This window comes from Psychrobacter piscatorii (genome assembly GCF_904846415.1).
GTDB classification, from domain to species: Bacteria; Pseudomonadota; Gammaproteobacteria; order Pseudomonadales; family Moraxellaceae; genus Psychrobacter; species Psychrobacter piscatorii.
The window spans coordinates 132,340-154,853 of sequence record NZ_CAJHAR010000002.1 but is presented as its reverse complement, the minus strand read 5'-3'; the positions used below and the strand labels follow the sequence as shown (position 1 = coordinate 154,853).

The window sequence follows — 22,514 nt, the reverse complement described above, 5'->3', positions numbered from 1 at the left end:
TTTTGGTGGCAGTAAATACATTAATTATAAAGAACATATTTACAAACCGAATGAAACAACCGAAGTGCCGCTGTAAGATGGTGACCCATGAACCGTGAAGTTCAGGGCGGATGCGTCATCATCTCTGCAGGTTTCCTGATACACCGCAAGCGGTGCAGGCATACACAATGAGACGATAGGTACCACATCCTGGTAAAGCATTATCGGCTCAGGGAATAAACATCTACTAGCCAACACTTCAGAATAGATTCATCTTAACCAATGATATGAATGATTGCAAGTATGATTTACAGATTGATACGCAGTATTGTTACCTGATATATGTGGTAGGTTTTGGGCTTTTGATAACGATACAAACCTCATCATTTTTTAGTGAAAAATTGTCAGTTTTTCAGCTATTTTAAGATATGTGTTAATATAGAGGGCTTTCCATACCCTAACATAGCATTAAAGGCGTTCATTCACTCGAGGAGCGGTAATATATGACCAGTACCCAGCAAGCATCAGAATCTATTGACGACAATCAGGCGCAGCAGCTCAGCAGTAAACAAGAAGACGGCGCACAGAATAAAAAAACGCCGCATGTCTTAATGATATTAGACGGCTTCGGTCATCGTGAAGAAGATAAAGATAACGCCATTGCTGCGGCAAATATGCCAAATTTAGACAGAATTTATCAGCAGTATCCTCATGGGCTGATTTCTGCTTCAGGAGAAGATGTGGGTCTGCCAGATGGTCAGTTTGGTAATTCAGAAGTCGGGCACATGAATTTGGGTGCTGGCCGTGTTCTTTATCAAGACTCGACTCGCATCTCAAGTGAACTTGCCAATCGCGAATTCTACAAAAACGAAGCATTGGTTGATGCAGTAAAAGCGGCTAATGAGCTTGGCGGTAATGTACATATTATGGGTCTGCTCTCTGATGGTGGTGTTCACTCACATCAAGACCATATCGAGGGCATGTGCCATTCAGCATTGGTTCATGGCGCCAAGAACGTCTTTATCCATTGCTTCTTAGACGGCCGTGATACCCCGCCAAAATCTGCGGATAAATACATCAATCGTCTACGTGATTACATTGATAAGCTTAATGCTCATTATGAAGGCGGGCGCGTACAGATTGCTAGCATCATCGGTCGCTACTATGCGATGGATCGAGACAACCGCTGGGATCGCGTGCAAAAAGCTTATGAGCTGATCACTGAAGGTAAAGCAGATCGTTTGTCGACACGTGCGGATGGTGCTGTCCAAGCGGCTTATAAGGCACGTGAGACTGACGAATTTATCAGTCCGACGACTGTCATCGGACGTGATGAAGTGCCTTATACCGTCGAAGACAATGATGCGCTGATATTTATGAATTTCCGTGCCGACCGTGCTCGTGAGCTTGCTCAAGCCTTTGTCTTACCTGATCATGAGTTTTCGGGATTTGCCCGTCAAAAGCAGCCAAAACTTGCTGCCTTTGTGATGTTGACCAAGTACTCAGACGTTTTGGCGGACAATGCAAAAACCAGCATTGCTTACTATCCAACGTCTTTGGCCAATACCTTGGGAGAGTACCTGCAAGATCAAGGCAAAACCCAGCTACGTATCGCGGAAACTGAGAAGTATGCGCATGTGACGTTTTTCTTTAGCGGTGGCCGTGAAGAAGAATATGAAGGCGAGACGCGTATCTTGGTACCCTCTCCAGATGTGGCGACTTATGACTTAAAGCCTGAGATGAGCGCACCCGAAGTCACAGATAAGTTAGTAGAAGCGATTGAGTCTGGCAAATATGATGTACTAGTAGTCAATTATGCCAACGGTGACATGGTGGGGCATACAGGTATCTTTGACGCTGCGGTACAAGCCGTAGAAGCCTTGGATGTCTGTGTGGGCCGTGTTGAGTCGGCAGTAAAAGCTGCTGGCGGTGACATGCTTATTACGGCTGATCACGGTAACTGTGAGCAAATGCAAGACTACGAAAGTGGCCAAGTACATACTCAGCATACGACAGAGCATGTACCGCTGATTTATGTAGGCGCACAAAAACTACAGGTACGTCGTGGCGGTAAGCTCAGTGATGTGGCACCGACTATTTTGGCACTAATGAATGTTGATGCACCCACTGAAATGACTGGTGAGAGTTTATTGGTTTCAGCATCGTAAACCGGTTGTCTCAAATTATCCGTACATCGGATAATCTGTAAAGGCATGGCTCATTAGATGAATGATAGAAACTAGAAAAGGGAAGGGTAGCTATTACCTTTCTCTTTTTTATGATGTGTTTTGCTTGATGATTTGCAAAACTGCCCTAGTTTGAGAGAGGCCTTTGGTGTTAACTTATACGGCAATACATAACAATAACTTTATACATTCTATTATCTAAATGAGTTTTTTATGCCTCCTACCTCTTTTGTACGCTCATCTTTGTCTAAACAATTAGACCAACGAGTGATGAAGTCGTCGCTAGCTAATATTGTATCTAAATTCGCGTTTTTTAAATCTTTATGCTTCAAGCCTACTTTAGCAATGGGTTTACTTGGATTATGTGTTGTCAGTATGGACGCGCAAGCAGCAGTGACCTCAGCCGATGATGCTAGTCCGACATCAAGCCTACAGCTTATCAGTTTGAATGCCGATGATATAGTGGCTGAAGATGATACTGAGATGCTGAATGCGGCAGACGAATCAGATGATTCAATAGACAGTATGCCGGACGAGAGTGCGTTAATAGACGATGATGACAATATCGACACCAGTATTCCATCAGAGGTTGCGCAAGTATCATTGAATGCAATTTCTCCTGAGACATTAAAGACCTTTGTTGCTGTTGTTGATTTAGTGCGCCGTCAGTATGTTGATGCGGTCAATGATGAGGAGTTATTTAATAATGCAATGAGCGGTATGCTAACTAAGCTTGATAGCCATGCCGAGTTTTTGGATGCTGAAGCCTATGAAAACCTACGCGCTTTTACCGAAGGTGACGTAGGTGATATCGGTATCCAAGTTACTTATCAGCCAGATGTAGGCTATTGGGTCATCACAGAAGTTATTGATGATTCGCCTGCAGATAAGAAAGGCATCGCGGTAGGCGATTATTTACATCAGGTTGGTGAGTTCAAACTTGACGAAAATCGGCAAAGTAATGACGTTGAGCAGCTATTAACAGGGATTGCTGGTACCCAAGTAGATATCATCACTTCTAAAGCGGGTCGCCGCAAGCACACGACGACATTACAGCGGAATAATAGTCACCCTCAAATTGTCGAAACCAAACTCGTCGATGGCATTGCGATTGTTAAACTACCTGCGTTCCAGAACAATAGCCGTGAAAAGCTGTTGGAAGGTTTGATTAATTTAGATGCACCGATCTCAGGCATTCTACTAGATATGCGTGACAATCCGGGCGGTGTTCTTACATCAGCGGTGAGCGTTGCCAGTTTATTTATGAATGATACCGATGTGGTACAAGTACAAGCACGTCAAGACAAATCGCGCGTACTAACGACCCAAGGGGATGCAATACTCAAACCTCTACCTATGGTTGTTCTACAAAATCGCTACTCGGCATCCGCGGCAGAAGTTCTGGCCAGTAGTTTACAGGCACAAAAACGCGCTACTATCATCGGCGAAGTAAGCTATGGTAAAGGCTCAGTACAGTCAGTCATACCACTCAATGACGAGCAAGCAGTCAAGTTGACAGTAGCGAACTATATGACAGCATCAGGCAGACAGATCGACGGCATCGGTGTTGAGCCTGACATTACTTTGTCAGGAAGTGAGAGCTCATGGGAGCAGCAGGCACTGGATTTACTAAAACCCCGCGCGCTCGATTCCGGCATCCGCTTCATTCGAAAGGCTACTGCAAATTAGTATATTGTTGATAGACTAAGACTTAACAACATACCGTCAGACAGCCATTGAATCTATGAAATAAAAATTCAATGGCCCGATAGAAGACCTACTCAGATTGGTCTTCTGCAATTTCTAACTTTTTCATACGATAACGTAATGAGCGAAAAGTCGTCCCAAGCAGTTCTGCTGCTTGGGTTTTGTTCCAGCCAGTCTGTTTGAGGGCTGTGATGATCAATAGCTTTTCTTGTTCCTGTAGATAATGCTCCAACCCTTGGGCTGGCAACTGACCATCAAGCGGTTCTTGCAGGCTTGCAGTCTCATTCTCTTTTGGTTGAATAGAACGGTTGAGCGGTGCTTCCTCATTCGTATCACTTGGACTGGTTGATGGTTCTGTATGATTAGGTACTGAGCGCTGTATCATTGAAGGGTAGTGTTGGGTATTAGTACGATAAGGGTGCAAATTAGTTGTTTCTTGCTTGTGCTTTACAGCCGCTAGCTCACGGTCAGATTGAAGCGCCTGTTCACGGTTTTCTGTGGCTTTAGACACTGTTTGGGTGATTGGTTGAGATTGGTTTTGCTCATTTGCGTAATGGTCAGATTGTTGCGCATTGCTGTGAGCTTGCGTATCTTCAAGGTCGTGACTAACATCAGGTAAGCCTAAATGACTGATATCAATGTCCGAAGTTTCCGCCAACGTCACTGCACGCTCAAGTAAATTACGTAGTTCTCGGACGTTACCAGCAAAGTCATGACGCTGCAAACGCTCGCTGGCTTCACGCGTGAGAGATGGTGGTATGTTTAGCTGCCATTCAGCAGAAATCATGGCTAAAAAGTGCTCTGCTAATACAGGGATGTCATCACGTCGATCATTCAGTGTCGGCAGCTTAAGCTCAATCACATTGATACGATAATACAAATCTTGTCGAAACGCACCATCCTGTACCAAGCGACTCAAATCTTTATGAGTGGCGGATAAAATGCGGATGTCTACTGGTACTTCTTTAGTGTCACCAATGGCCCTCACGGTCTTTTCTTGGATAGCACGCAACAGCTTCACCTGCATCGCTAATGGTAAGTCTGCCACCTCATCCAAAAATAAAGTACCGCCATTGGCTTGCTGAAACAATCCCTGCTTGTCAGCCACAGCCCCTGTAAAACTGCCTTTTTTATGACCAAAAAACTCTGATTCCATCAGCTCAGAAGGTATTGCACCGCAGTTTACTGGTACAAAGCTGCCATCTCGTCGCGGACTTAAATCATGAATCAGTCTAGCGACGACCTCTTTACCTGTACCAGACGCACCAGATAAAAAAACAGGCGCTTGTGAGCGTGCCAATTTTAGTATGGTGTTTTTAAGAGGGTGCATGACTGCAGAATCACCGATTAGCCTAGCGTCCAGCATCTTTTGCTCAGGTGAGGATTCAGGTGTGGCTTGTGCCTCATTATCTTGATGAATAACCTTTAGAGCGTTTTCTACCAATTGACGTAATCTTGGTAGCTCAAGTGGTTTATTGACAAAATCAAAAGCACCAAGCTTCAGTGCTTCAATGGCCAGATCCATACTTCCATGAGCAGTGATGACGGCTATCGGCGTATTCGAGCTGTTGCTAATTTCTTTGACCAGCTCCAACCCTGAGCCGTCAGGTAGTTTCAAGTCAGTGAGGCAAAAATCATAAGTATTGTCTTGCCAGTATGATCTTGCTTGCGCCAAAGTATAGGCTACATCACTTTTGATGCCCATCTTAGTCAAAGTGATTTGCATCAATCGGCATAGATCCACTTCGTCATCAACGACTAGCGCGTTTGTTGTCATACATTATCTCGTCAAATTCAATGGCTACAAAATATTAATAGCTAGGTCTAAATAGGGGTAAATTTCTTTTACAAAGAAATGTGTAAATCAATCATGTATAGTGGCTATTAGCTACCAATATGTAATGTTCAAAAATTTATGATTAGGTAGTGTTTTGATTTATGACTGGGATTAATAAAGATTTTCTTCCACGGCTTGAAAGATATTTTCAGAGTCAATAGCAGGCGAAATCAAACGAAAACACGTTTTTTCATGCTCAGGAATATAGAGCAAACGTGCCTGATTGGCTTCACAAAAGGCTTGCGATAAATATAGTCCCAAGCCGGTACCAGCTTTGTCTGTTGTAAAAAATGGATTAAACAAATGTTTTAAATCTTCAGTCTTAATACCATCACCATCATCCAATATGTCAATTATAACATCGTTGTCTGCACAGTAAATCTCGATTTCTACGTAAGCGTGAGGATGGCTATAACTGCTATAACGCAAGCCATTATTGATCAAATTAATCAAAATTTGTTCTAACTGGTGAGGATCAAATGATATGGTTGGTTGGGTTTTTACATGTAGAAAAATGTCGTGCCCTTGAAAATAGTTATCCAAAAATGCTGGCATCCACTCAGCCAAAACAATGGCTTGCTGAGAGGCCGCTTGCTGGCGAGACAGTTTTAAAATATCTTCAATAATACGGTTTACACGTTTGGTTTGTGAAAATATCATTTCATAAAGCTCATGATTGCCAGTCATGTCTACATTTGATGCATTTGCCAATGCATTGTCATTTTCTTGAATTTCGGTCAAGTCTTCCATCAGTAGTTGGCTGGCTTGTGAGATAGCGGCTAGAGGATTTCTAATTTCATGAGCAATACTGGCAGTGAGTTGCCCTAACGACGCCAGTTTTAATTGTTGGGCGCTAGCCTGCTCACGGCGTAAGTCTTCTAATAGGATTAATTTGCTATCATCTTTTAGCGGGATGATTTGTACACGTAGCTTACCAAATATCGAAGCGTTTGCCACCTCAGGTACATCGTACGTAAACGTACGTGATTGTCCTGTAGCGACTGACAAGCAAGCTTGGAGTAGCTGAGAATGCTGTTTGCTAAGTTGTTGTTTGAAGTTAAATAGAATGACATGAGGCGTATCGCCTCTCATTTCATCAGTTGAAGTGCTAGATGCGCGCAACGATGAATCCTGTGTGATACTGAGCAGTTGGTGGGCCGCTAGATTTGCAAGGACGATATCCTGTTTATCGATGACAATGACACCATTGACCATTTGTGTAATCACTTCTTGATTGATGACATTAAGTCGTTCAACCTCTTTGGCATGACTTTGTGCAACTTTCTCAAGCTGTACCAAACGTTGTGAGATAGACCAACTCAAACCACCTACTGCTAAGAAGCTTGCTGACATCAGCAAAGCATCGCCTAAATTGGCCAAATTCATGCTATTGGCAATGGCATAAAAAAACTGCTGATAGATAACAAAAATAATAGCCAATAAGGTGATAACTAGCGCTTGTGAACCATGCAATAGCATAAAGCTAGCGGCGACAACGACCATATAGAGCATGGTCAGCTGTAAGTCAGGCTCACCTGCTGTATACAGCAATAAGCTTAATATAATAACGTCTAATACTAGCCCAAACGCTAACTGTCGACGCATCTGCTTTGTGACAACGTAAAACAACCCGAGCAAAATCAAACTCAGCATCACATAAAAGCTCAGGGCTGTCTGCTGCAAAAAACTGGGGAGAGAGGCGCTATCACCAGCGCGCGCAGATATATATATCATCAGCATAGAAAATATGCTGACGACAAAGCGATAACTGCTGTAAATAATGCCTAGTCTGCGCAGCTGCGGCAAAGGAAGGGTATCATCGTGGTGTACATAGCGACTGATGGCAGAAATGATGGTGGTAGCAGGTTTCATAAATTGACCGTGATGACAAATGAGATACTAAGCAACTTATGGTTGAATCAAACCATGGCGAATGGCCAAATGCGTTAATTTTACATCACTATCAACGCCAACTTTTTCATAAATACGGTAGCGATAGGTATTGATGGTTTTGACGCTGACAAATAATTGGTCAGCAATCTGCTGAGGGCTTTGGCAATTGACCACCATCATAGCCACTTGCTTTTCTCTGTCACTTAATAAATCAAAAGGCGAGCTGGCATTGTCAGACAATAAGACGTCCGCCAATTGTTCAGCAACGTCTTGGCTAAAATAACGACCACCTTGATAGATTTTTTTGACCGCGCGTATCATCTCATCAAGTGGCGTACCTTTTGTGATATAACCATTTACACCAGCCTTGATGAGCATTGAGGGGTAGGGCTGTGCAGACATGCTACTAACAGCTAAAATCTTGATACCCATATCGAGCTGAATCAAGCGTTTGGTCGCTTCAAGACCACCAATATTAGGCATATTGACATCTAGCAATACCACGTCAGGACGTAACTGCTTGGCCTGCTTGATTGCCATATCACCGCTATCTGCTTCGCCCACTACTTCGATATCGGGGCTGTCTGACAACATACGGCTAATACCCATCCGTACTAAATCATGATCATCGACCACCAACACTTTAATCATCACCATACTCTTTATCGTTTGTCAGAATGAATGTTCTTATAAGGGTTAAATAACAGAAAAAACAAAGTTAACATAAGCCGTTTTTTGGTTCTAAATACAGTTTTTTGATTCTAAATACATAGGATACGGCTAATATGCTGTATCAATATCTTCATTTAATATAATAAAGTACAAAGAATGATAACATTCTAAGTTAAGTTATATTGCTGTATTGTTAATCAGTGTTTCTAAAATATAAATCAGTTGTATCAAAGTTTGAATGAAGCTAAAAAAAACCATTAAATCAGTTTGATAGATTAAACTTAAATGTAAACCATGATACACTAAAAATACAAAAGCTCTATGTGAGTACTTACAAACACATCTATAAACGCTACGTACGTTCTTGGCGTCAGGCAGTATGTAACTGGCGTGATAGCGACAGCAGGAGGCATAATGAAGCAACTACCATTAACCAAACAGCAATTGATCGCTGCTATGATTTCATTGAGTTTGGGCAGTGTTGCACAAGCCGCACTTACGATTAATGGTAGCACTGAGACAGCTTCTAGTGCACGCTTGAGTTGGGGCGGTGCGGATAGTTTGTCTGAAGCGCGTAACATCATGTACAAGTCTAATGGCTCTGCTATCAAAAAAGTCGATAATGGTTATGGTACGACCAATATCACGAATAGCAACAGTTTTGCTAGCAGTAACAATACCGCTCGATACAATACGACTTATCGCGGCGCGTTTGGTAGCAGTGATATGATCCCAATCAGTACTGACTCGCGCAGTGTCGCGGTGATTGATGCTGAAACGGGTGAATCTATCTACGAAAAAGACGCCGATATTGCACGTCCTATGGCCAGTATTACCAAAATAATGACAGCCATGGTTGTGCTAGATGCAGGTCTTGATATGCGTGAAGAAATCACGCTTGATCCAGAAGACTTTGTCGGGCCTAAGCGCGCCAGCTCACGCCTAAAATCAGGCGATCGTATGAACCGTGCCGAAATACTATTGATGGCTTTGATGAAGTCTGAAAACCCAGCGGCAAAGAGCTTGGCGCGTAACTATCCAGGCGGCTACAATGCCTTTATCCGTGCAATGAATAGAAAAGCACAAGATTTAGGTATGACTACTGCGTTTTTCGGTGATCCAACGGGTCTTGATAAGCGTAACGTCGCCTCATCGAATGATTTGGTAAAAATGGTTCGTGCGGCTGGCAACTACGATGTGATTCGTCGCTTCTCTACCACCAAGAGCTATGATTTCTTTGTTTCAAACTACTCAAGTGGTAACCGCACTTATAAAGCCAACAACACTAGTAGCTTGGTTCGTGCAGGTGATTACCCAATCGGTATCTCAAAAACAGGTTTCATCAATGAAGCTGGGCGCTGTGTTGTGATGGAAACGCGAGTTAATAACCGCCCTGCAATTATCGTCATCCTAGGGGCAAACAGCTCAGCAACACGTTGGGGCGATGCCAAAAACATCCTAAATAGTTTAGCGACTCGCCGCACTGTATAAGTTCACAGACTCAACGTTAATAAAAAGGCTGTTATAGGATATAACGGCTTTTTTATTGCGCCAAGATTAAGGATGCATTATATGACTCAAATCACGCCTACTGTGCCAAAGCTGTATCTACTGACCAATGATGATGAGTTTGAACTTCTCTATCAGAAGTTAGAAGCAGCGCTGGCAACAGGTCTTATTGCATTACTACAAGTTCGGCGCAAACAGGTATTGGCATTGCCAGATGGCAAGTCGAGGCTCTATGAAGAAGCTTCTAAGATTGTTGATTTGGCGCGCGCTTATAACATCGCAGTCGTGATTAATGACGATATTGAGTTGGCGTCAACCCTTGGCGTTGGGGTGCATCTTGGTCAGCAAGATGGCAATATTAATGATGCCAAACGGCAATTAGCTCCGAATCAAGTCATCGGTCGTACTTGTCATGGGAATGTTGAATTAGTCAAAGAGGCAAAAGATGATGGCGCAAGTTATGCTGCGATGGGTGCCATATTTGCATCTACCACAAAACCGAATGCTGATATTATCTCGCGTCAGAACCTAATTGAAGGCTGTCAACAAGACATACCTATATGTGTGATAGGCGGATTGACTGCAGAAAATATTTCAGAGCTGGCAGACATACCAATTGCGCTTGTGGCGGTAGTAGGCGATATTATGGATTTACCTGTAGAAAAAATCGCCGAGCGTTGCTATCAATGGCAACAGGCATTTTCTAAATGGAAAACACCTGCTGTATAAAATGTGTTTTAAATAGGATTTATTAGCTATTCAGCATGTTCCATACATAAAGTAGCGTAGGGCAGCGCTTCTAAACGTTGCTCTTCGATTGGCTCACCGCAGACCTCGCACTCGCCATAAGTACCGTTTTCGATACGACTTAAGGCATTTTCGACATAGATTAGGCTCTGACGTGCCTCGGCCATTAAATTTTTGCGCATATCATTTTGACGATAGGATATAGCCTGATCTTCCCAGTGCTCATTGAGATCATCTTGTGGGTTTTGGATATGATCTTCGATTTTGTCAATGCGAGACTCGTACTCATCCTTTAGTTTTAATAGATTTTGCTTGGCAGTGTCTAAGTCGATACTCATTGTGTTCTCCTAAAAGATTATTGTTATTGTCAACGCTTCTATCATAAAGAGCCTGACTGCTGAGTACCACCACGAAATGTTACTGATTATTGAATGAGTTCAAAGCTAGCAGTTACAACCGTTTCCTATCAATGCTGGGATAAAATTACTCACTCAATATTTTCATGTTTTTAAAAATCGTAAAAGTTTGCTTGTGAGCATCTCATAGAAAACTGATAGAATACACCGCCACTGATTTCTACTCACTTATCTGTTCCAGTAACTTGGTTTGATAATTAGTGTGAATGCTCAGTGATAAATATATAGAAAGATAACGAGAATGCAGTCTAATAAGGCTCATTGTTAGAGCGCATATAGTAGATGATAGTTAAAAAATTATTAGTCATACCAATCATGATAGTAATCGTAAATTAATAGATATATTGATGCATAGGAGCAGATAATGAATTTTTTGCGTATGAGCGAGCTGAACTTAACCGACAAAGTGGTATTGATCCGAGAAGATTTAAATGTCCCTATTAAAGACGGTAAAGTCACAAGTGATGCTCGCTTACAAGCAAGTCTACCTACTATCGAAATGGCACTAGAGAAGGGTGCTGCTGTTATTGTTTGTTCACATCTGGGACGCCCAACAGAAGGTAATCCTGAGTCTATTTATTCATTGGCACCAGTTGCTGACTATTTGACAGACAAATTGGGCTCGCAATTAGCGTCACCAGTGCGCCTCAATAATGACTACCTGACTCAAGGCGCTGCTGTAAAATCTGGCGAAGTCGTACTACTAGAGAATGTACGTTTTAACGATGGTGAAAAGAAAAACGATGCGACGTTAGCAAAAAAATACGCAGATTTATGTGATGTCTTTGTCATGGATGCATTCGGTACCGCGCACCGTGCGCAAGCATCAACAGAAGGCGTGACTCAAGCGATGCGTCAAGCAGACAAAACCGTTTGTGCAGGGCCTTTGTTGGCAGCTGAGCTTGATGCCTTGAGCCTAGCGCTTGAAACACCAGCCCAGCCTATGCTTGCCATCGTTGGCGGCTCAAAAGTGTCTACCAAGTTAGAAGTTCTACATAGCTTGGCTGAAGTCTGTACACAGATTATCGTTGGTGGCGGTATTGCCAATACTTTCTTAGCGGCGCAGGGACATAGTGTGGGCGCGTCGCTGTACGAAGCAGATTTGATCGATACTGCGCGCGATATCATGACCAAGACTGAGATATTACTACCTGAGTATGTGGTCGTTGCTGATAAAGACGACATCGATTTTGCTGACTTTACTGGTTCATTGCAAAAGGCAGTCGCAACGATTAAGTCTATTAATGTCATTGGCGAAAATGACATGATATTGGATATCGCACCAGAAAGTGCAAAGCAACTTGCCGACGCCATTATTCATGCAAAAACGATCTTATGGAATGGTCCAGTCGGTGTTTTTGAAGTTGATGCTTTTGGTCAAGGGACACAAATACTAGCAACAGCCGTAAGAGACAGCGACGGTTTTTCAATTGCGGGTGGCGGTGATACCTTGGCGGCTATTGATAAATATCAAGTCGCTGATGGCGTCAGTTATATGTCAACAGGCGGCGGTGCATTTTTAGAATTTGTAGAAGGTAAAGTGCTCCCAGCAGTTGCTGCGTTGCAAATTAACGCTTAACTAATTAACGTTACTCAGTATTTTCGTAACACTAGACGTACAACTAATAGTAAACATCTACGGTAGTCTGTGAAAATAATATTTTGACTTTCATTTGGCTTATTTATATTGGTATAGCTAAAATTTATAGTCATTGATTATTAAGCAGTAATTATTTGTTTCTACACTGAAAATTATTATTGCATGTCTCATTCGTACTCTATAAAATAGCGCGACCATGTATCTTGACATGCATTATTTACGAGAGGTTTATTATGTTAAAACGTCATTTGTTACTTGCTAGCATACTTGCTGGTACTTTTGCAGTTACTGCATGTAGCCAACAAACAGAAGAGAACACTGAAGCTGCTGTTGAGTCAGCTGGCGATGATGCTGCTGCAAACGCTGATGCTGCCGCTGCCGAAACAGACGCTGCTGCTGCTGAAGCTGAAGCTGCTGCTCAAAACGCTGGTGCTGAAGTTGCTGAAAGTGCAGATACTGCTGGTGCAGCTGCAACAGACGCTCTAGAGAACACTGGTGATGCTATCGCTGAAGGTACTAACACAGCAGTCGAAAACACTGCTGAAGCAGTTGCTGACGGTGCTAATGCTGTTGCTGATGGTGCTAACGACGTTGCAGTTGATGCAGAGCAACAGTACTAAGCTACGCAATAACTAAGCGATATAATGGCTGAAATTTTTGAATGCTATCCACTGGTAAGTCATTCATTATAATAGCCATTGCTTTATAAGCCTCGAAATATTAAAAAAGCCTTGGTGATTGCCAAGGCTTTTTGCGTTCCGTGCTATTAGCATAATAGATAAAACGGTTTAGTTGTCGTAGACACCAATAAGAGAAATAGACTGATTAGACTGACAAATAGTCAGGCAACCGCTACGAAGACAGCACAATTTTTGCTATAATCACCGCGTGATAATCATATCCCAAATGAGTCAGACTTTGACTGATATATATACAGTTAGTATGGTCTAACAGATAGTGGAATGGTTGTTACAAAGCTGTATTTAAAATACTATTCAAAATCCAATCAGAGAGCGTCTTATGGCCCTAATATCCTTACGTCAACTTCTAGATCATGCCGCTGAACACAACTACGGTGTTCCTGCCTTTAACGTCAATAACTTAGAGCAAATGCGCGCAATCATGATGGCTGCGGATGCTTGTGATTCACCTGTTATTGTTCAAGCCAGTGCGGGCGCACGTAATTATGCAGGGTCGGCATTTTTGCGTCATTTGATTATTGCTGCTATCGAAGAATGGCCGCATATTCCAGTGGTTATGCATCAAGATCACGGTATGTCACCAGCTATCTGCCAGCGCTCGATTCAGCTTGGCTTCTCATCTGTTATGATGGACGGCTCGCTCGGTGAAGATGGCAAGACGCCAATGGATTATGATTACAATGCCAGCGTCACTCGTGAAGTGGTCAAAATGGCACATGCGTGCGGTGTGTCTGTAGAAGGCGAAATCGGTTGCCTAGGTAGCCTTGAGACCGGTATGGCAGGCGAAGAAGATGGTTCTGGCGCAGAAGGCGTATTAGATCACGAGCAGCTTTTGACCAGTGCTGATGAAGCTGAGCAATTTGTCAAAGATACTAATGTTGATGCGCTCGCCATTGCTATCGGTACGAGCCATGGCGCTTATAAATTTACGCGTCCACCGACAGGCGATATTTTATCGATTGAGCGAGTAAAAGAGATTCATGCCCGTATTCCTAATACGCATCTTGTCATGCATGGTTCTTCATCAGTGCCGCAAGAGTGGCTAAAAGTCATCAATGAAAACGGCGGTGATATTGGCGAAACTTATGGTGTGCCTGTCGAGCAGATCGTAGAAGCGATCAAGCATGGTGTGCGTAAAGTAAATATCGATACCGATTTGCGTCTAGCATCAACAGGCGCTATCCGTGAGTTCTTGGCAAATAATCCAAGCGAATTTGATCCACGTAAATACTTCAAAGCCTCTATGGTCGCGATGTCAGATATCTGCACCAATCGTTTTGAAGCGTTTGGTTCTGCTGGTCAAGCGCATAAAATCCGTCCAATTAGCCTCGAAGGCATGGTTGATTTTTACCAGTAAGGCTAGGCGTATATAAGCAATAGATTATGCTAGTGAAAGGTGGTCTTGCATAATAAATGGCAGCGGATTTAACTTTATAATAATCGACAGAGGTGAGGAATGATTGGATTGATTACCGGACAGGTGCAATACTTAATGGCGCCAACGGCCTGTATCATGACAACCTCTGGCGTGGGTTATGATATCGAGCTGCCATTACCATCGTTTTGTCAATTACAACTCAATGAGCAGGCAAGTATTTGGACACATTTTCATGTACGTGAAGATGCGCAACTGCTTTATGGTTTTATTGACCGTAAAGAGCGCGATGTCTTTCGCCAATTGATTAAGATCAATGGCGTTGGGGCAAAAATGGCATTGGCGATGCTATCTGCGATGTCAGCGGCTGAGCTAAAAATGCATGTTGAGCAAGAGTCAGAGACAGCATTAACTCGTATCCCCGGTATTGGTAAAAAGACGGCTCAGCGCCTATTGATTGAGCTAAAAGACAAGCTAAAAAATATCGAAGTAGATAACGGCTCGTTTGAGCTCATGCCTCAGCAAACCGCCGTTTCTCATGAAGGCAGTATTATTGCTGAGGTAGAAGGGGCGCTGATTAGCTTGGGCTACAAAGAAAAAGAAGCTCAGCTAGCCATCAAGGCGGCTAAAAGTAAAGGTGATACCTTTGCAGACACTCAGGGCTTGTTAAAAGCGACCTTACAGCAGTTGTCTGGTTTCTAAGCTCATGTTTCAAAGTTATCTATCGATAACAACAAAATAGTATATTTAATAGATAAGCGACATTGAGTGTCGCTTATTTTCGTTTTGGCACCTGTTTAATGAGGTTTTGCATGACTTATGCGCAGCGTTTGGTTATGCTATTTATTACCTAATTTTTTAATATAATGATAAATTCTATGATGCAAGATCGCTTAATTAATCCGCTAGAAGGCGCGAACGACGCTCCTGACGCCAATATCCGACCAGCATTATTGGCTGAGTATATTGGTCAGCCAGTGGTGCGTGAGCAAATGGAGGTATTCATCGGTGCGGCTCGTGGCCGTGATGAAGCGTTAGATCACACGCTGATATTTGGTCCCCCAGGACTGGGTAAGACGACCCTTGCCAATATCATTGCTCGGGAGATGGGAGGCAATCTGCGCTCTACTTCAGGCCCTGTACTTGAGCGTCCAGGTGATCTAGCTGCTATGCTGACCAATCTAGAAGCGGGTGACGTGCTATTTATTGATGAGATTCACCGTTTGAGCTCGGTCATTGAGGAGATACTCTATCCAGCGATGGAAGATTTTCAACTGGATATTATGATTGGTGAAGGGCCTGCCGCACGTTCTATCAAGCTTGATTTACCGCCTTTTACATTGGTTGCAGCAACCACGAGAGCTGGGCTATTGACCTCACCGTTGCGTGATCGTTTTGGTATCGTACAGCGACTCGAGTTTTATAATATTGCTGATCTCACAACGATTGTCAGTCGAGCAGCGCGTCTGATGCGGGTACCTATGAGTGAAGATGGTGCTATCGAGATTGCTCGCCGTGCACGCGGTACACCAAGGATTGCTAACCGCCTATTACGCCGTGTGCGTGATTACGCTGAGGTAAAAGGCGATGGCAGTATCAATGGTGCGATTGCAGGTAGTGCGCTAGACATGTTGGCAGTGGATAGACGTGGTCTCGATCATCTGGATAGACGCTATATAGAGATATTACACGAGCGTTTTGATGGTGGTCCTGCTGGGGTGGAAGCCGTGGCAGCTGCAATGGCAGAAGATAGAGGTACGCTTGAGGACGTGATTGAACCTTATCTTATTCAACAAGGATATGTCCTGCGTACCGCTCGTGGACGGGTACTGACACAGATGGCAATTGATCAAATGCTATAAAGATAAATATTAAAAAATCGCCTACTTTTGATTGAAAGTAGGCGATTTTTTTTGGCTATAGCTTTAATAAAACCATTAGGAAGGAGATAAAGGCTCAGGCCATATTTTTCCTGGGTTTAAAATATTTTTGGGATCAAGTGCTGACTTGATGGCTCGCATGAGCATTAATGCGTTACCATGCTCTTGCTCCATATATTTTTGTTTGCCTTGCCCGATGCCGTGTTCGCCCGTACAAGTGCCATCCATCTCAATAGCGCGTGTGGCTAAGCGTCCGATAATGTCTTCAGCGGTGGCGACTTCATCAGGATTGTTCGCATCAACTAACAACAAGACATGAAAGTTGCCATCACCCACATGACCGACGATAGGTCCAATCATCCCCGATGCTTCGATATCTTTTGCCGTCTCACTGACGCACTCAGCCAGTCGTGAGATAGGCACGCAGGCATCAGTCGATAACGCGCTGGCTTCAGGCCTCAGGGCAGAGCTGGCATGATACGCATTGTGCCTTGCTTGCCAAAGGCGCTTGCGCTCAGCCTCATTGGTACCCCAAGCAAAATCATGCCCACCAAATTCTTCGATAATATCGCTAAAGAGCTTGGCTTGCTCAGCAACACTCGCGTCTGTGCCATGAAATTCGACAAATAACGTTGGTGTCTCAGTTAGACTGAGGTTGTCATATTGATTGCATGCTTTTATTTGCATCGCGTCAAGTAGTTCAATACGAGCGATAGGTAAGCACATTTGAATAGTCAGCATCACTGCCTGACAAGCATCTTCGATGGTCGAAAAATGACAAATGCCACTACCTATGCATTCGCTAATGCCAAACAGTTTCAGTGTGATTTCAGTGACAATACCCAGTGTTCCTTCCGAGCCTATCATTAAGCGCGTCAGATCATAGCCTGCTGCCGATTTTTTGGCTCGCGTGCCTGTTCGTACGATATCGCCACTTGCGGTCACTACTTCTAGTGCGAGTACCACATCTTTCATAGTGCCATAATGCACTGCATTGGTACCTGAGGCGCGAGTGGCGACCATACCACCAAGACTGGCATTGGCACCGGGATCTATCGGAAAAAACAGCCCTGTATCACGTAAGTAGTGATTTAACTGCTCACGCGTCACGCCAGGTTGCACCGTCACAGTCAAATCTTCATTATGAACTTGCAAGATAGTATCCATGGCATGCATATCGATGCATAAACCGCCATAGGGTGCATTCAGCTGACCCTCTAACGATGAGCCAATACCAAAAGCGATCACGGGCATATCATACTGATGACAAATCTCGACCGCCGCTGCTACTTCCTGCTTGTCCTGTACCGTTAATACTGCGTCTGGTGGCTGATTAGTCAGCCACGTCATTGTATGGCCATGCTGCTCACGCACTGTTGAATTCACACTCAATTGTTTGCCAAAACGTTCCTGTAAGGCTGTAATAGCCAAACTATGGTCTGGCTTGATAGTGTTATGAGTCTGTGACAATGGTAGTGATGACATGATGAATCCTATAGATAATGCGACTATTTAGCATTAAGTTAGCATATTCAATATATATTTAATATGTGTCATTGACGGGCATTTGTCCTATTGTAATTAAGCTAGGATACGCCACACAACCACTATAATAGCTAACAAATAAAATAAAGGCGCAAACCAGCCTACTTGAGTTGCAATACCAATATTTATTCCGAATCCGGCCAATGCCAACCAGTCGCGGCGACGGTCGTTGAGCATATCAGCACGAATTTGTTGTATTTCACGTAGTTGGCTGTCTTGCCGTGACCCTTGTGAGGCAAGGCTTTGTAGTCCTTGATCCAGTAACTTGGGAATGTCAGTGGTAGACAGTAGTATTTCAGGTAATTGTTGGCGCAACTGTTGTAGATTGCGCATCGGATCTAACTGCTCTTTAATCCAGCTACTCAAGATTGGTTTGGCAAGTGACCAGATATCAAGATCAGGATATAAGTCACGACCGAGCCCTTCTACATGTACCAAGGTTTTGAGTAATAGCATCAGCTGCGGCGGGATACTCATATGATGGCGACGAGCAATGTCTAAAATTTGCATCAGTACACCAGCAAAATCGATATCATTAATTGATTTTTGTAGCATGGGGCCAACAGTGCGCTTCATATCACGCATTAGGGCATGCTTATCCGCATTTGGTGGTATCCAACCTGCACGGCTAACGATGTCAACGACCGCGGTAAAGTTGTTATTCATGACCGCTAACAGCATTCGCGCCACGATAAGCTGATCATCTTTTGACAGGGTACCCATGATGGCGCAATCAAGCCCGATATAGCGTGGCTGATGACCCAAATCAACCGCTGCCATATCTGCATGCAATGTTTTGACAGGCGGTGTTTCTACGAAGACATTACCTGGATGCATATCAGCATGAAAAAAATTATCACGGAAGACTTGGGTAAAAAATATCGTCAAGCCTTTTTCTGCCAGCGCGGCACGGTCATAACCCAGCTGATCAAATACCTCAACTTGTGAGATCGGAACCCCTTGGATACGCTCCATGACCATCACGTTTTTGGCAGCATCATACACTTCGGGCACGTACATCAATGCTGAACCCAAAAAGTTGTTGCGCATCTGGGTGGTATTGTCCGCCTCAAGCGTCAAATCCAGCTCATTTAGCATTACTTGTCGATAGTCTTCGACAATATCGATGATATGAACGGCACGTGCCGCCTCGATACGAGCCGATGCCCAACTTGCCAGTTCTCGCAATAATTCAAAATCAGAGACAATTACAGTGCGAATATCAGGACGCACGACTTTAACCACGACTTCACGCCCATCATGTAAGGCAGCAGTATGGACTTGGGCGATAGATGCTGCTGCTAGTGGTTTGATATCGAAACGAGCAAACAATGTATCGATGGACTGACCGAGGCCATGTTTTGGATGCTCAATTTGAGCGACAGCAATATCAGCGTCGAAAGGTTTAACTTTATCCTGTAGCTGTACTAATTGAGCGATGATCTCAGGAGGTACCAAGTCTCGACGCGTTGAGAGCAGTTGGCCTAATTTGAGAAACAGCGTACCCATATCTTCAAGCGCGTACTTAATCCCATTTGGCTGATGCTTTTTACCCCATGCTGCTGGATGCGTACGAATTAAGCGCGCTAAAGGTTGCAGCTGCGGCGCTTCTTCGACAGATAAATGGGTATCAAGACGATACATCGCGGCGATACGCCAAAGCTCAAGTAAACGGGCGCGGTGAGATAGTAGCATGGGATAGGGTACTCTGGACAAAAACGAAAATAGGGTAGGCGCTATGTTTTATAGTAAATATGACCAGCAATACTGATTGCTGATCATGGGCTAAATACGCTACTCATAAAACAAACTAATGATGAGATGAGTTATTGAGGAAACGTGCTTGCTCTTCTTTGATAGCCGCAAGTTTGGCCTCTTCACGTTCGACATCAGCACGCAACTTTAGAATCTGCTGTTTGAGATCGTTGACTTCAGCGACCTCGACAGGGTCAGGCGCGCTATTGCCTGCCACATCATTGGCCCAATCGCTGACATCATCAAATGCGCGTTTGGCACTATGACGCCAGCTACCTTTGAGCTGAGAGATTAGAAGATGTAATTGGCTAGCCATTGGTTTGCCGATCAATGGCTCAAGCTGCCCAGCCAAATCAGGATCAAAGCCAGCCACCAGCTGTTTGAGCTGCATCAGTACTTTGTAATCGCCCGCGATTGGTAAGTTACCCTCCGCGCCGCGCATCAGATTGAGTAGCTGCGCTGGATTATCTACTGTGATGGTACAGTCCGGACGACTATGACCGAAACGGGCACGCTCCATACTGGCTTTTTGACGCTCATTCATCTGACCACTTGGCTCAAATACACTGTCTGTCGTGACTGGCTCAAAACGCAAACGTTCATGAGTGAACAGCACGTCCAAATCGATGTCAGGCATTCCCATGTTGAGACGCAATACTTTACCAGCAAGCGGCGCCAAACCTGCCTTGGTAATCTCGTCGCTCGCAATGGCAATGTTAATCAGCTTTTCGGCACCAGCCAATAGTAAGACAGTCAGCATAAGGCTCTCGCATCATTAAGTGAGCGCCTTTGAGTCAGCGCGTAGGGTATTAAGGTCAGGTTCAATATGGTATTGCTAATTGTACTTTGATTTTAAGCTTTAAAACCACGATGTACAGCGACAATGCCAGCAGTCAGGTTATGATAATCACAGTTTTCAAATCCTGCTTGTTGCATCATCTGTTTGAGCGTTTGCTGATCAGGATGCATACGAATCGACTCAGCCAAGTATTGATAGCTTTCAGAATCATTAGCAATCAGTTTGCCCATCACTGGCAACGCAGTAAATGAATACAAGTCATATGCTTTAGATAATGGCTCAAACACGGGCTTTGAGAATTCTAAAATCAATAAGCGACCACCCGGCTTTAAGACACGGTACATTGCGCGCAGCGCTGCATCTTTGTCGGTGACATTACGCAAACCAAAACTAATCGTCACTAAATCAAAGCTTTCATCATCAAATGGTGCTAACGTCTCCGCATTTGCCAATACAAAATCAACGTTATTGCAGCCAGCATTGATTAAGCGCTCGCGGCCCACTTCTAGCATGGCAGCATTGATATCAGATAATACAACATGGCCATTTCTACCGACTTCACGGCTGAATACTTTGGCTAAGTCGCCTGTACCGCCCGCGATATCTAGTACATGCTGACCGGCACGAACACCTGATAGGCTAATGGCATAGCGCTTCCATAGACGATGAATACCAAATGACATGAGATCATTCATGATGTCGTATTTTTTGGCGACTGAGGTGAATACATCAGCCACACGTGCTTGTTTTTCGGCTTTGTTGACCGTCTTATAGCCAAAGTGAGTTTGCTCATTGCCATCAGTTTCAGGCGTATGTGGGTTATTGATATCATCACGCTGATTGAAAAGCGCTTGCCTTTCTGTGCGTACTGAAGTATCCGTGCTGGTTGGTTTTTCGGTATTTGGCATAGTCGTTTGTTGGCCTTGTGGCGTTCCAGTGGGTAGGTCTTGGACTTTAGTAAAGTCATTATTGCTGTTATCTTTAGTAGATGCAGCTGTCTGCGCGCGTAATATTTGCGCGCTGATATCTTGGTTGTGATCGATACTGTCTTTTACCAATTTGTCTTGCAAATGAGCGTTGTTATTACTTGAAGTGTCGGTCATCACATTATCCTAGGATTTGTTTTTATGATTGTCTTTATTGAGTGGTCTATAAACTGATTTATCAAAAATTTGATTATTTATCGAAAGTATTAGCCCTATGATACATCAAATGCTACTGGCTTACCGCCATTATGAGTATCGTGAACTTGATCAATAATTGACAGCTCACGCTCACAAAACGGTTCGATAAAATCGCTGACACTACTCAGAGGTTTCATAGCCTTAAAGCCTGTGTCAATAAAGTCATAAAGTGGTTGATAACCATGACGATAGGCAGTGTTTTTTGCTAGTGAAAAAGCTTTTTTGAGCATGAATGAGTTTAGGTGTTTATCAGTACGATAGCAGACATCTTTTAGGTTAGCTATCTGTAGGCGGCGCTCACCCTCTTCATTGACAGCGCGGTAAGCGACTAACATATTATCTTCATTTACGGGTAAATTTTTAGCAAGTAGCCACTCAGCCAAATGTAGATCCAGCTCAATCGCAAAAATCGCTGCCTGAATACCCATACTGCCCGCCTCTAATGCAGACTCTTTGGCAAGACGTTCTAGCTTCTTAGCTTTCGGCAGGATACGGGCCAATTGTTCTGCCAACAGCTTGAACTCTTCACCTCCATATAGTTGCGTCAAAAAATAATCTGCCATCAACTGGTTTTTGGGTTGTTCAAATAATGCGCGGTGAGTTTGCTGAAGACGTGCCTGTTGCCATGATTGTACTGCTTTGAGACTAGTGTTTAAAGCTTCATCTTGGTGATGCGGCAGTGCCCAAAAGCGAGTCAAATGCTGTTGCAAGTCAGCTAAAGCGGTCATG

General features: G+C 43.8%; 18 protein-coding genes and 1 other RNA gene. 9 read left to right on the top strand and 10 right to left on the bottom strand.

Annotated elements, in window-relative coordinates; all coding sequences use genetic code 11:
* Positions 1 to 52 precede the first annotated feature (52 nt).
* A non-coding RNA gene (gene ssrS, locus JMX83_RS01590) (6S RNA) lies at positions 53 to 248 on the bottom strand.
* A gap of 234 nt (positions 249 to 482) precedes the next feature.
* Between ssrS and gpmI the strand changes: the two genes are divergently transcribed.
* Positions 483 to 2,147 carry a 2,3-bisphosphoglycerate-independent phosphoglycerate mutase gene (gene gpmI, locus JMX83_RS01585; protein ID WP_201598460.1) on the top strand — a complete coding sequence of 555 codons (1,665 nt, stop codon included), beginning with the start codon at positions 483 to 485 and terminating at the stop codon, positions 2,145 to 2,147.
* Between the two features lie 231 nt (positions 2,148 to 2,378).
* A complete protein-coding gene (locus tag JMX83_RS01580; RefSeq protein WP_201598459.1) occupies positions 2,379 to 3,854 on the top strand; it encodes a S41 family peptidase in 1,476 nt (491 codons plus the stop codon).
* 88 nt (positions 3,855 to 3,942) lie between these two features.
* Here the strand turns inward: JMX83_RS01580 and JMX83_RS01575 are convergent, their stop codons facing one another.
* The 3 genes from JMX83_RS01575 to JMX83_RS01565 form a co-directional block, all read right to left on the bottom strand.
* The gene (locus tag JMX83_RS01575; RefSeq protein WP_201598458.1) at positions 3,943 to 5,649 is read right to left on the bottom strand and encodes a sigma 54-interacting transcriptional regulator; all 1,707 of its coding nucleotides are present in this window, start codon (positions 5,647 to 5,649) and stop codon (positions 3,943 to 3,945) included.
* A gap of 171 nt (positions 5,650 to 5,820) precedes the next feature.
* Positions 5,821 to 7,581, bottom strand: a complete 1,761-nt coding sequence (locus JMX83_RS01570; protein WP_201598457.1) for a sensor histidine kinase — start codon at positions 7,579 to 7,581, stop codon at positions 5,821 to 5,823.
* 36 nt (positions 7,582 to 7,617) lie between these two features.
* A complete protein-coding gene (locus tag JMX83_RS01565; RefSeq protein ID WP_058025905.1) occupies positions 7,618 to 8,253 on the bottom strand; it encodes a response regulator in 636 nt (211 codons plus the stop codon).
* Between the two features lie 435 nt (positions 8,254 to 8,688).
* On the opposite strand from JMX83_RS01565, the gene JMX83_RS01560 reads away from it, so the two are divergent.
* Positions 8,689 to 9,765 (top strand): serine hydrolase, encoded by a 1,077-nt coding sequence (locus tag JMX83_RS01560; protein ID WP_201598456.1) that lies wholly within the window; start codon positions 8,689 to 8,691, stop codon positions 9,763 to 9,765.
* Positions 9,766 to 9,846: 81 nt separating this feature from the next.
* The gene (locus JMX83_RS01555) at positions 9,847 to 10,512 is read left to right on the top strand and encodes a thiamine phosphate synthase (RefSeq protein ID WP_201598455.1); all 666 of its coding nucleotides are present in this window, start codon (positions 9,847 to 9,849) and stop codon (positions 10,510 to 10,512) included.
* Between the two features lie 26 nt (positions 10,513 to 10,538).
* Here the strand turns inward: JMX83_RS01555 and JMX83_RS01550 are convergent, their stop codons facing one another.
* Positions 10,539 to 10,868: a TraR/DksA family transcriptional regulator gene (locus JMX83_RS01550; RefSeq protein WP_101206384.1), complete on the bottom strand. Its 330-nt coding sequence runs from the start codon at positions 10,866 to 10,868 to the stop codon at positions 10,539 to 10,541.
* 442 nt (positions 10,869 to 11,310) lie between these two features.
* Here JMX83_RS01550 and JMX83_RS01545 point away from each other — a divergent pair, with 442 nt between their 5' ends.
* The 5 genes from JMX83_RS01545 to ruvB all read left to right on the top strand — a co-directional run bounded on the left by JMX83_RS01545 (position 11,311) and on the right by ruvB (position 16,484).
* Complete coding sequence (locus JMX83_RS01545; protein WP_201598453.1) at positions 11,311 to 12,525, top strand: phosphoglycerate kinase; 1,215 nt, start codon at positions 11,311 to 11,313, stop codon at positions 12,523 to 12,525.
* A gap of 254 nt (positions 12,526 to 12,779) precedes the next feature.
* Positions 12,780 to 13,166 (top strand): hypothetical protein, encoded by a 387-nt coding sequence (locus JMX83_RS01540; RefSeq protein WP_058025900.1) that lies wholly within the window; start codon positions 12,780 to 12,782, stop codon positions 13,164 to 13,166.
* A 400-nt stretch (positions 13,167 to 13,566) separates the two neighbouring features.
* The gene (fba, locus tag JMX83_RS01535; RefSeq protein WP_071001960.1) at positions 13,567 to 14,604 is read left to right on the top strand and encodes a class II fructose-bisphosphate aldolase; all 1,038 of its coding nucleotides are present in this window, start codon (positions 13,567 to 13,569) and stop codon (positions 14,602 to 14,604) included.
* A 99-nt stretch (positions 14,605 to 14,703) separates the two neighbouring features.
* On the top strand, positions 14,704 to 15,324 hold the full coding sequence (gene ruvA / locus JMX83_RS01530) for a Holliday junction branch migration protein RuvA (RefSeq protein WP_201598451.1): 621 nt from the start codon (positions 14,704 to 14,706) through the stop codon (positions 15,322 to 15,324).
* A gap of 179 nt (positions 15,325 to 15,503) precedes the next feature.
* Positions 15,504 to 16,484, top strand: coding sequence for a Holliday junction branch migration DNA helicase RuvB (ruvB, locus tag JMX83_RS01525; protein WP_058025939.1), 981 nt, complete (start codon positions 15,504 to 15,506; stop codon positions 16,482 to 16,484).
* A 75-nt stretch (positions 16,485 to 16,559) separates the two neighbouring features.
* Here ruvB and JMX83_RS01520 read toward each other — a convergent pair whose 3' ends face one another.
* The 5 genes from JMX83_RS01520 to JMX83_RS01500 form a co-directional block, all read right to left on the bottom strand.
* On the bottom strand, positions 16,560 to 17,987 hold the full coding sequence (locus JMX83_RS01520) for an FAD-binding oxidoreductase (RefSeq protein WP_201598449.1): 1,428 nt from the start codon (positions 17,985 to 17,987) through the stop codon (positions 16,560 to 16,562).
* Positions 17,988 to 18,083: 96 nt separating this feature from the next.
* Positions 18,084 to 19,742: an ABC1 kinase family protein gene (locus tag JMX83_RS01515; protein ID WP_201598447.1), complete on the bottom strand. Its 1,659-nt coding sequence runs from the start codon at positions 19,740 to 19,742 to the stop codon at positions 18,084 to 18,086.
* A 115-nt stretch (positions 19,743 to 19,857) separates the two neighbouring features.
* A complete protein-coding gene (locus JMX83_RS01510) occupies positions 19,858 to 20,562 on the bottom strand; it encodes a ubiquinone biosynthesis accessory factor UbiJ (RefSeq protein ID WP_201598446.1) in 705 nt (234 codons plus the stop codon).
* Between the two features lie 92 nt (positions 20,563 to 20,654).
* A complete protein-coding gene (gene ubiE / locus JMX83_RS01505; RefSeq protein WP_201598445.1) occupies positions 20,655 to 21,704 on the bottom strand; it encodes a bifunctional demethylmenaquinone methyltransferase/2-methoxy-6-polyprenyl-1,4-benzoquinol methylase UbiE in 1,050 nt (349 codons plus the stop codon).
* 95 nt (positions 21,705 to 21,799) lie between these two features.
* The gene (locus JMX83_RS01500; protein WP_201598444.1) at positions 21,800 to 22,513 is read right to left on the bottom strand and encodes an FFLEELY motif protein; all 714 of its coding nucleotides are present in this window, start codon (positions 22,511 to 22,513) and stop codon (positions 21,800 to 21,802) included.
* Between the last annotated feature and the right edge of the window lies 1 nt (position 22,514).

Excerpts from the sequence above, each read along its gene's own strand:
- gpmI (WP_201598460.1), top strand. The coding sequence starts at position 483 with ATGACCAGTACCCAGCAAGCATCAGAATCTATTGACGACAATCAGGCG.
- JMX83_RS01580 (WP_201598459.1), top strand. The coding sequence starts at position 2,379 with ATGCCTCCTACCTCTTTTGTACGCTCATCTTTGTCTAAACAATTAGAC.
- JMX83_RS01575 (WP_201598458.1), bottom strand. The coding sequence starts at position 5,649 with ATGACAACAAACGCGCTAGTCGTTGATGACGAAGTGGATCTATGCCGA.
- JMX83_RS01570 (WP_201598457.1), bottom strand. The coding sequence starts at position 7,581 with ATGAAACCTGCTACCACCATCATTTCTGCCATCAGTCGCTATGTACAC.
- JMX83_RS01565 (WP_058025905.1), bottom strand. The coding sequence starts at position 8,253 with ATGATTAAAGTGTTGGTGGTCGATGATCATGATTTAGTACGGATGGGT.
- JMX83_RS01560 (WP_201598456.1), top strand. The coding sequence starts at position 8,689 with ATGAAGCAACTACCATTAACCAAACAGCAATTGATCGCTGCTATGATT.
- JMX83_RS01555 (WP_201598455.1), top strand. The coding sequence starts at position 9,847 with ATGACTCAAATCACGCCTACTGTGCCAAAGCTGTATCTACTGACCAAT.
- JMX83_RS01550 (WP_101206384.1), bottom strand. The coding sequence starts at position 10,868 with ATGAGTATCGACTTAGACACTGCCAAGCAAAATCTATTAAAACTAAAG.
- JMX83_RS01545 (WP_201598453.1), top strand. The coding sequence starts at position 11,311 with ATGAATTTTTTGCGTATGAGCGAGCTGAACTTAACCGACAAAGTGGTA.
- JMX83_RS01540 (WP_058025900.1), top strand. The coding sequence starts at position 12,780 with ATGTTAAAACGTCATTTGTTACTTGCTAGCATACTTGCTGGTACTTTT.
- fba (WP_071001960.1), top strand. The coding sequence starts at position 13,567 with ATGGCCCTAATATCCTTACGTCAACTTCTAGATCATGCCGCTGAACAC.
- ruvA (WP_201598451.1), top strand. The coding sequence starts at position 14,704 with ATGATTGGATTGATTACCGGACAGGTGCAATACTTAATGGCGCCAACG.
- ruvB (WP_058025939.1), top strand. The coding sequence starts at position 15,504 with ATGCAAGATCGCTTAATTAATCCGCTAGAAGGCGCGAACGACGCTCCT.
- JMX83_RS01520 (WP_201598449.1), bottom strand. The coding sequence starts at position 17,987 with ATGTCATCACTACCATTGTCACAGACTCATAACACTATCAAGCCAGAC.
- JMX83_RS01515 (WP_201598447.1), bottom strand. The coding sequence starts at position 19,742 with ATGCTACTATCTCACCGCGCCCGTTTACTTGAGCTTTGGCGTATCGCC.
- JMX83_RS01510 (WP_201598446.1), bottom strand. The coding sequence starts at position 20,562 with ATGCTGACTGTCTTACTATTGGCTGGTGCCGAAAAGCTGATTAACATT.
- ubiE (WP_201598445.1), bottom strand. The coding sequence starts at position 21,704 with ATGACCGACACTTCAAGTAATAACAACGCTCATTTGCAAGACAAATTG.
- JMX83_RS01500 (WP_201598444.1), bottom strand. The coding sequence starts at position 22,513 with ATGACCGCTTTAGCTGACTTGCAACAGCATTTGACTCGCTTTTGGGCA.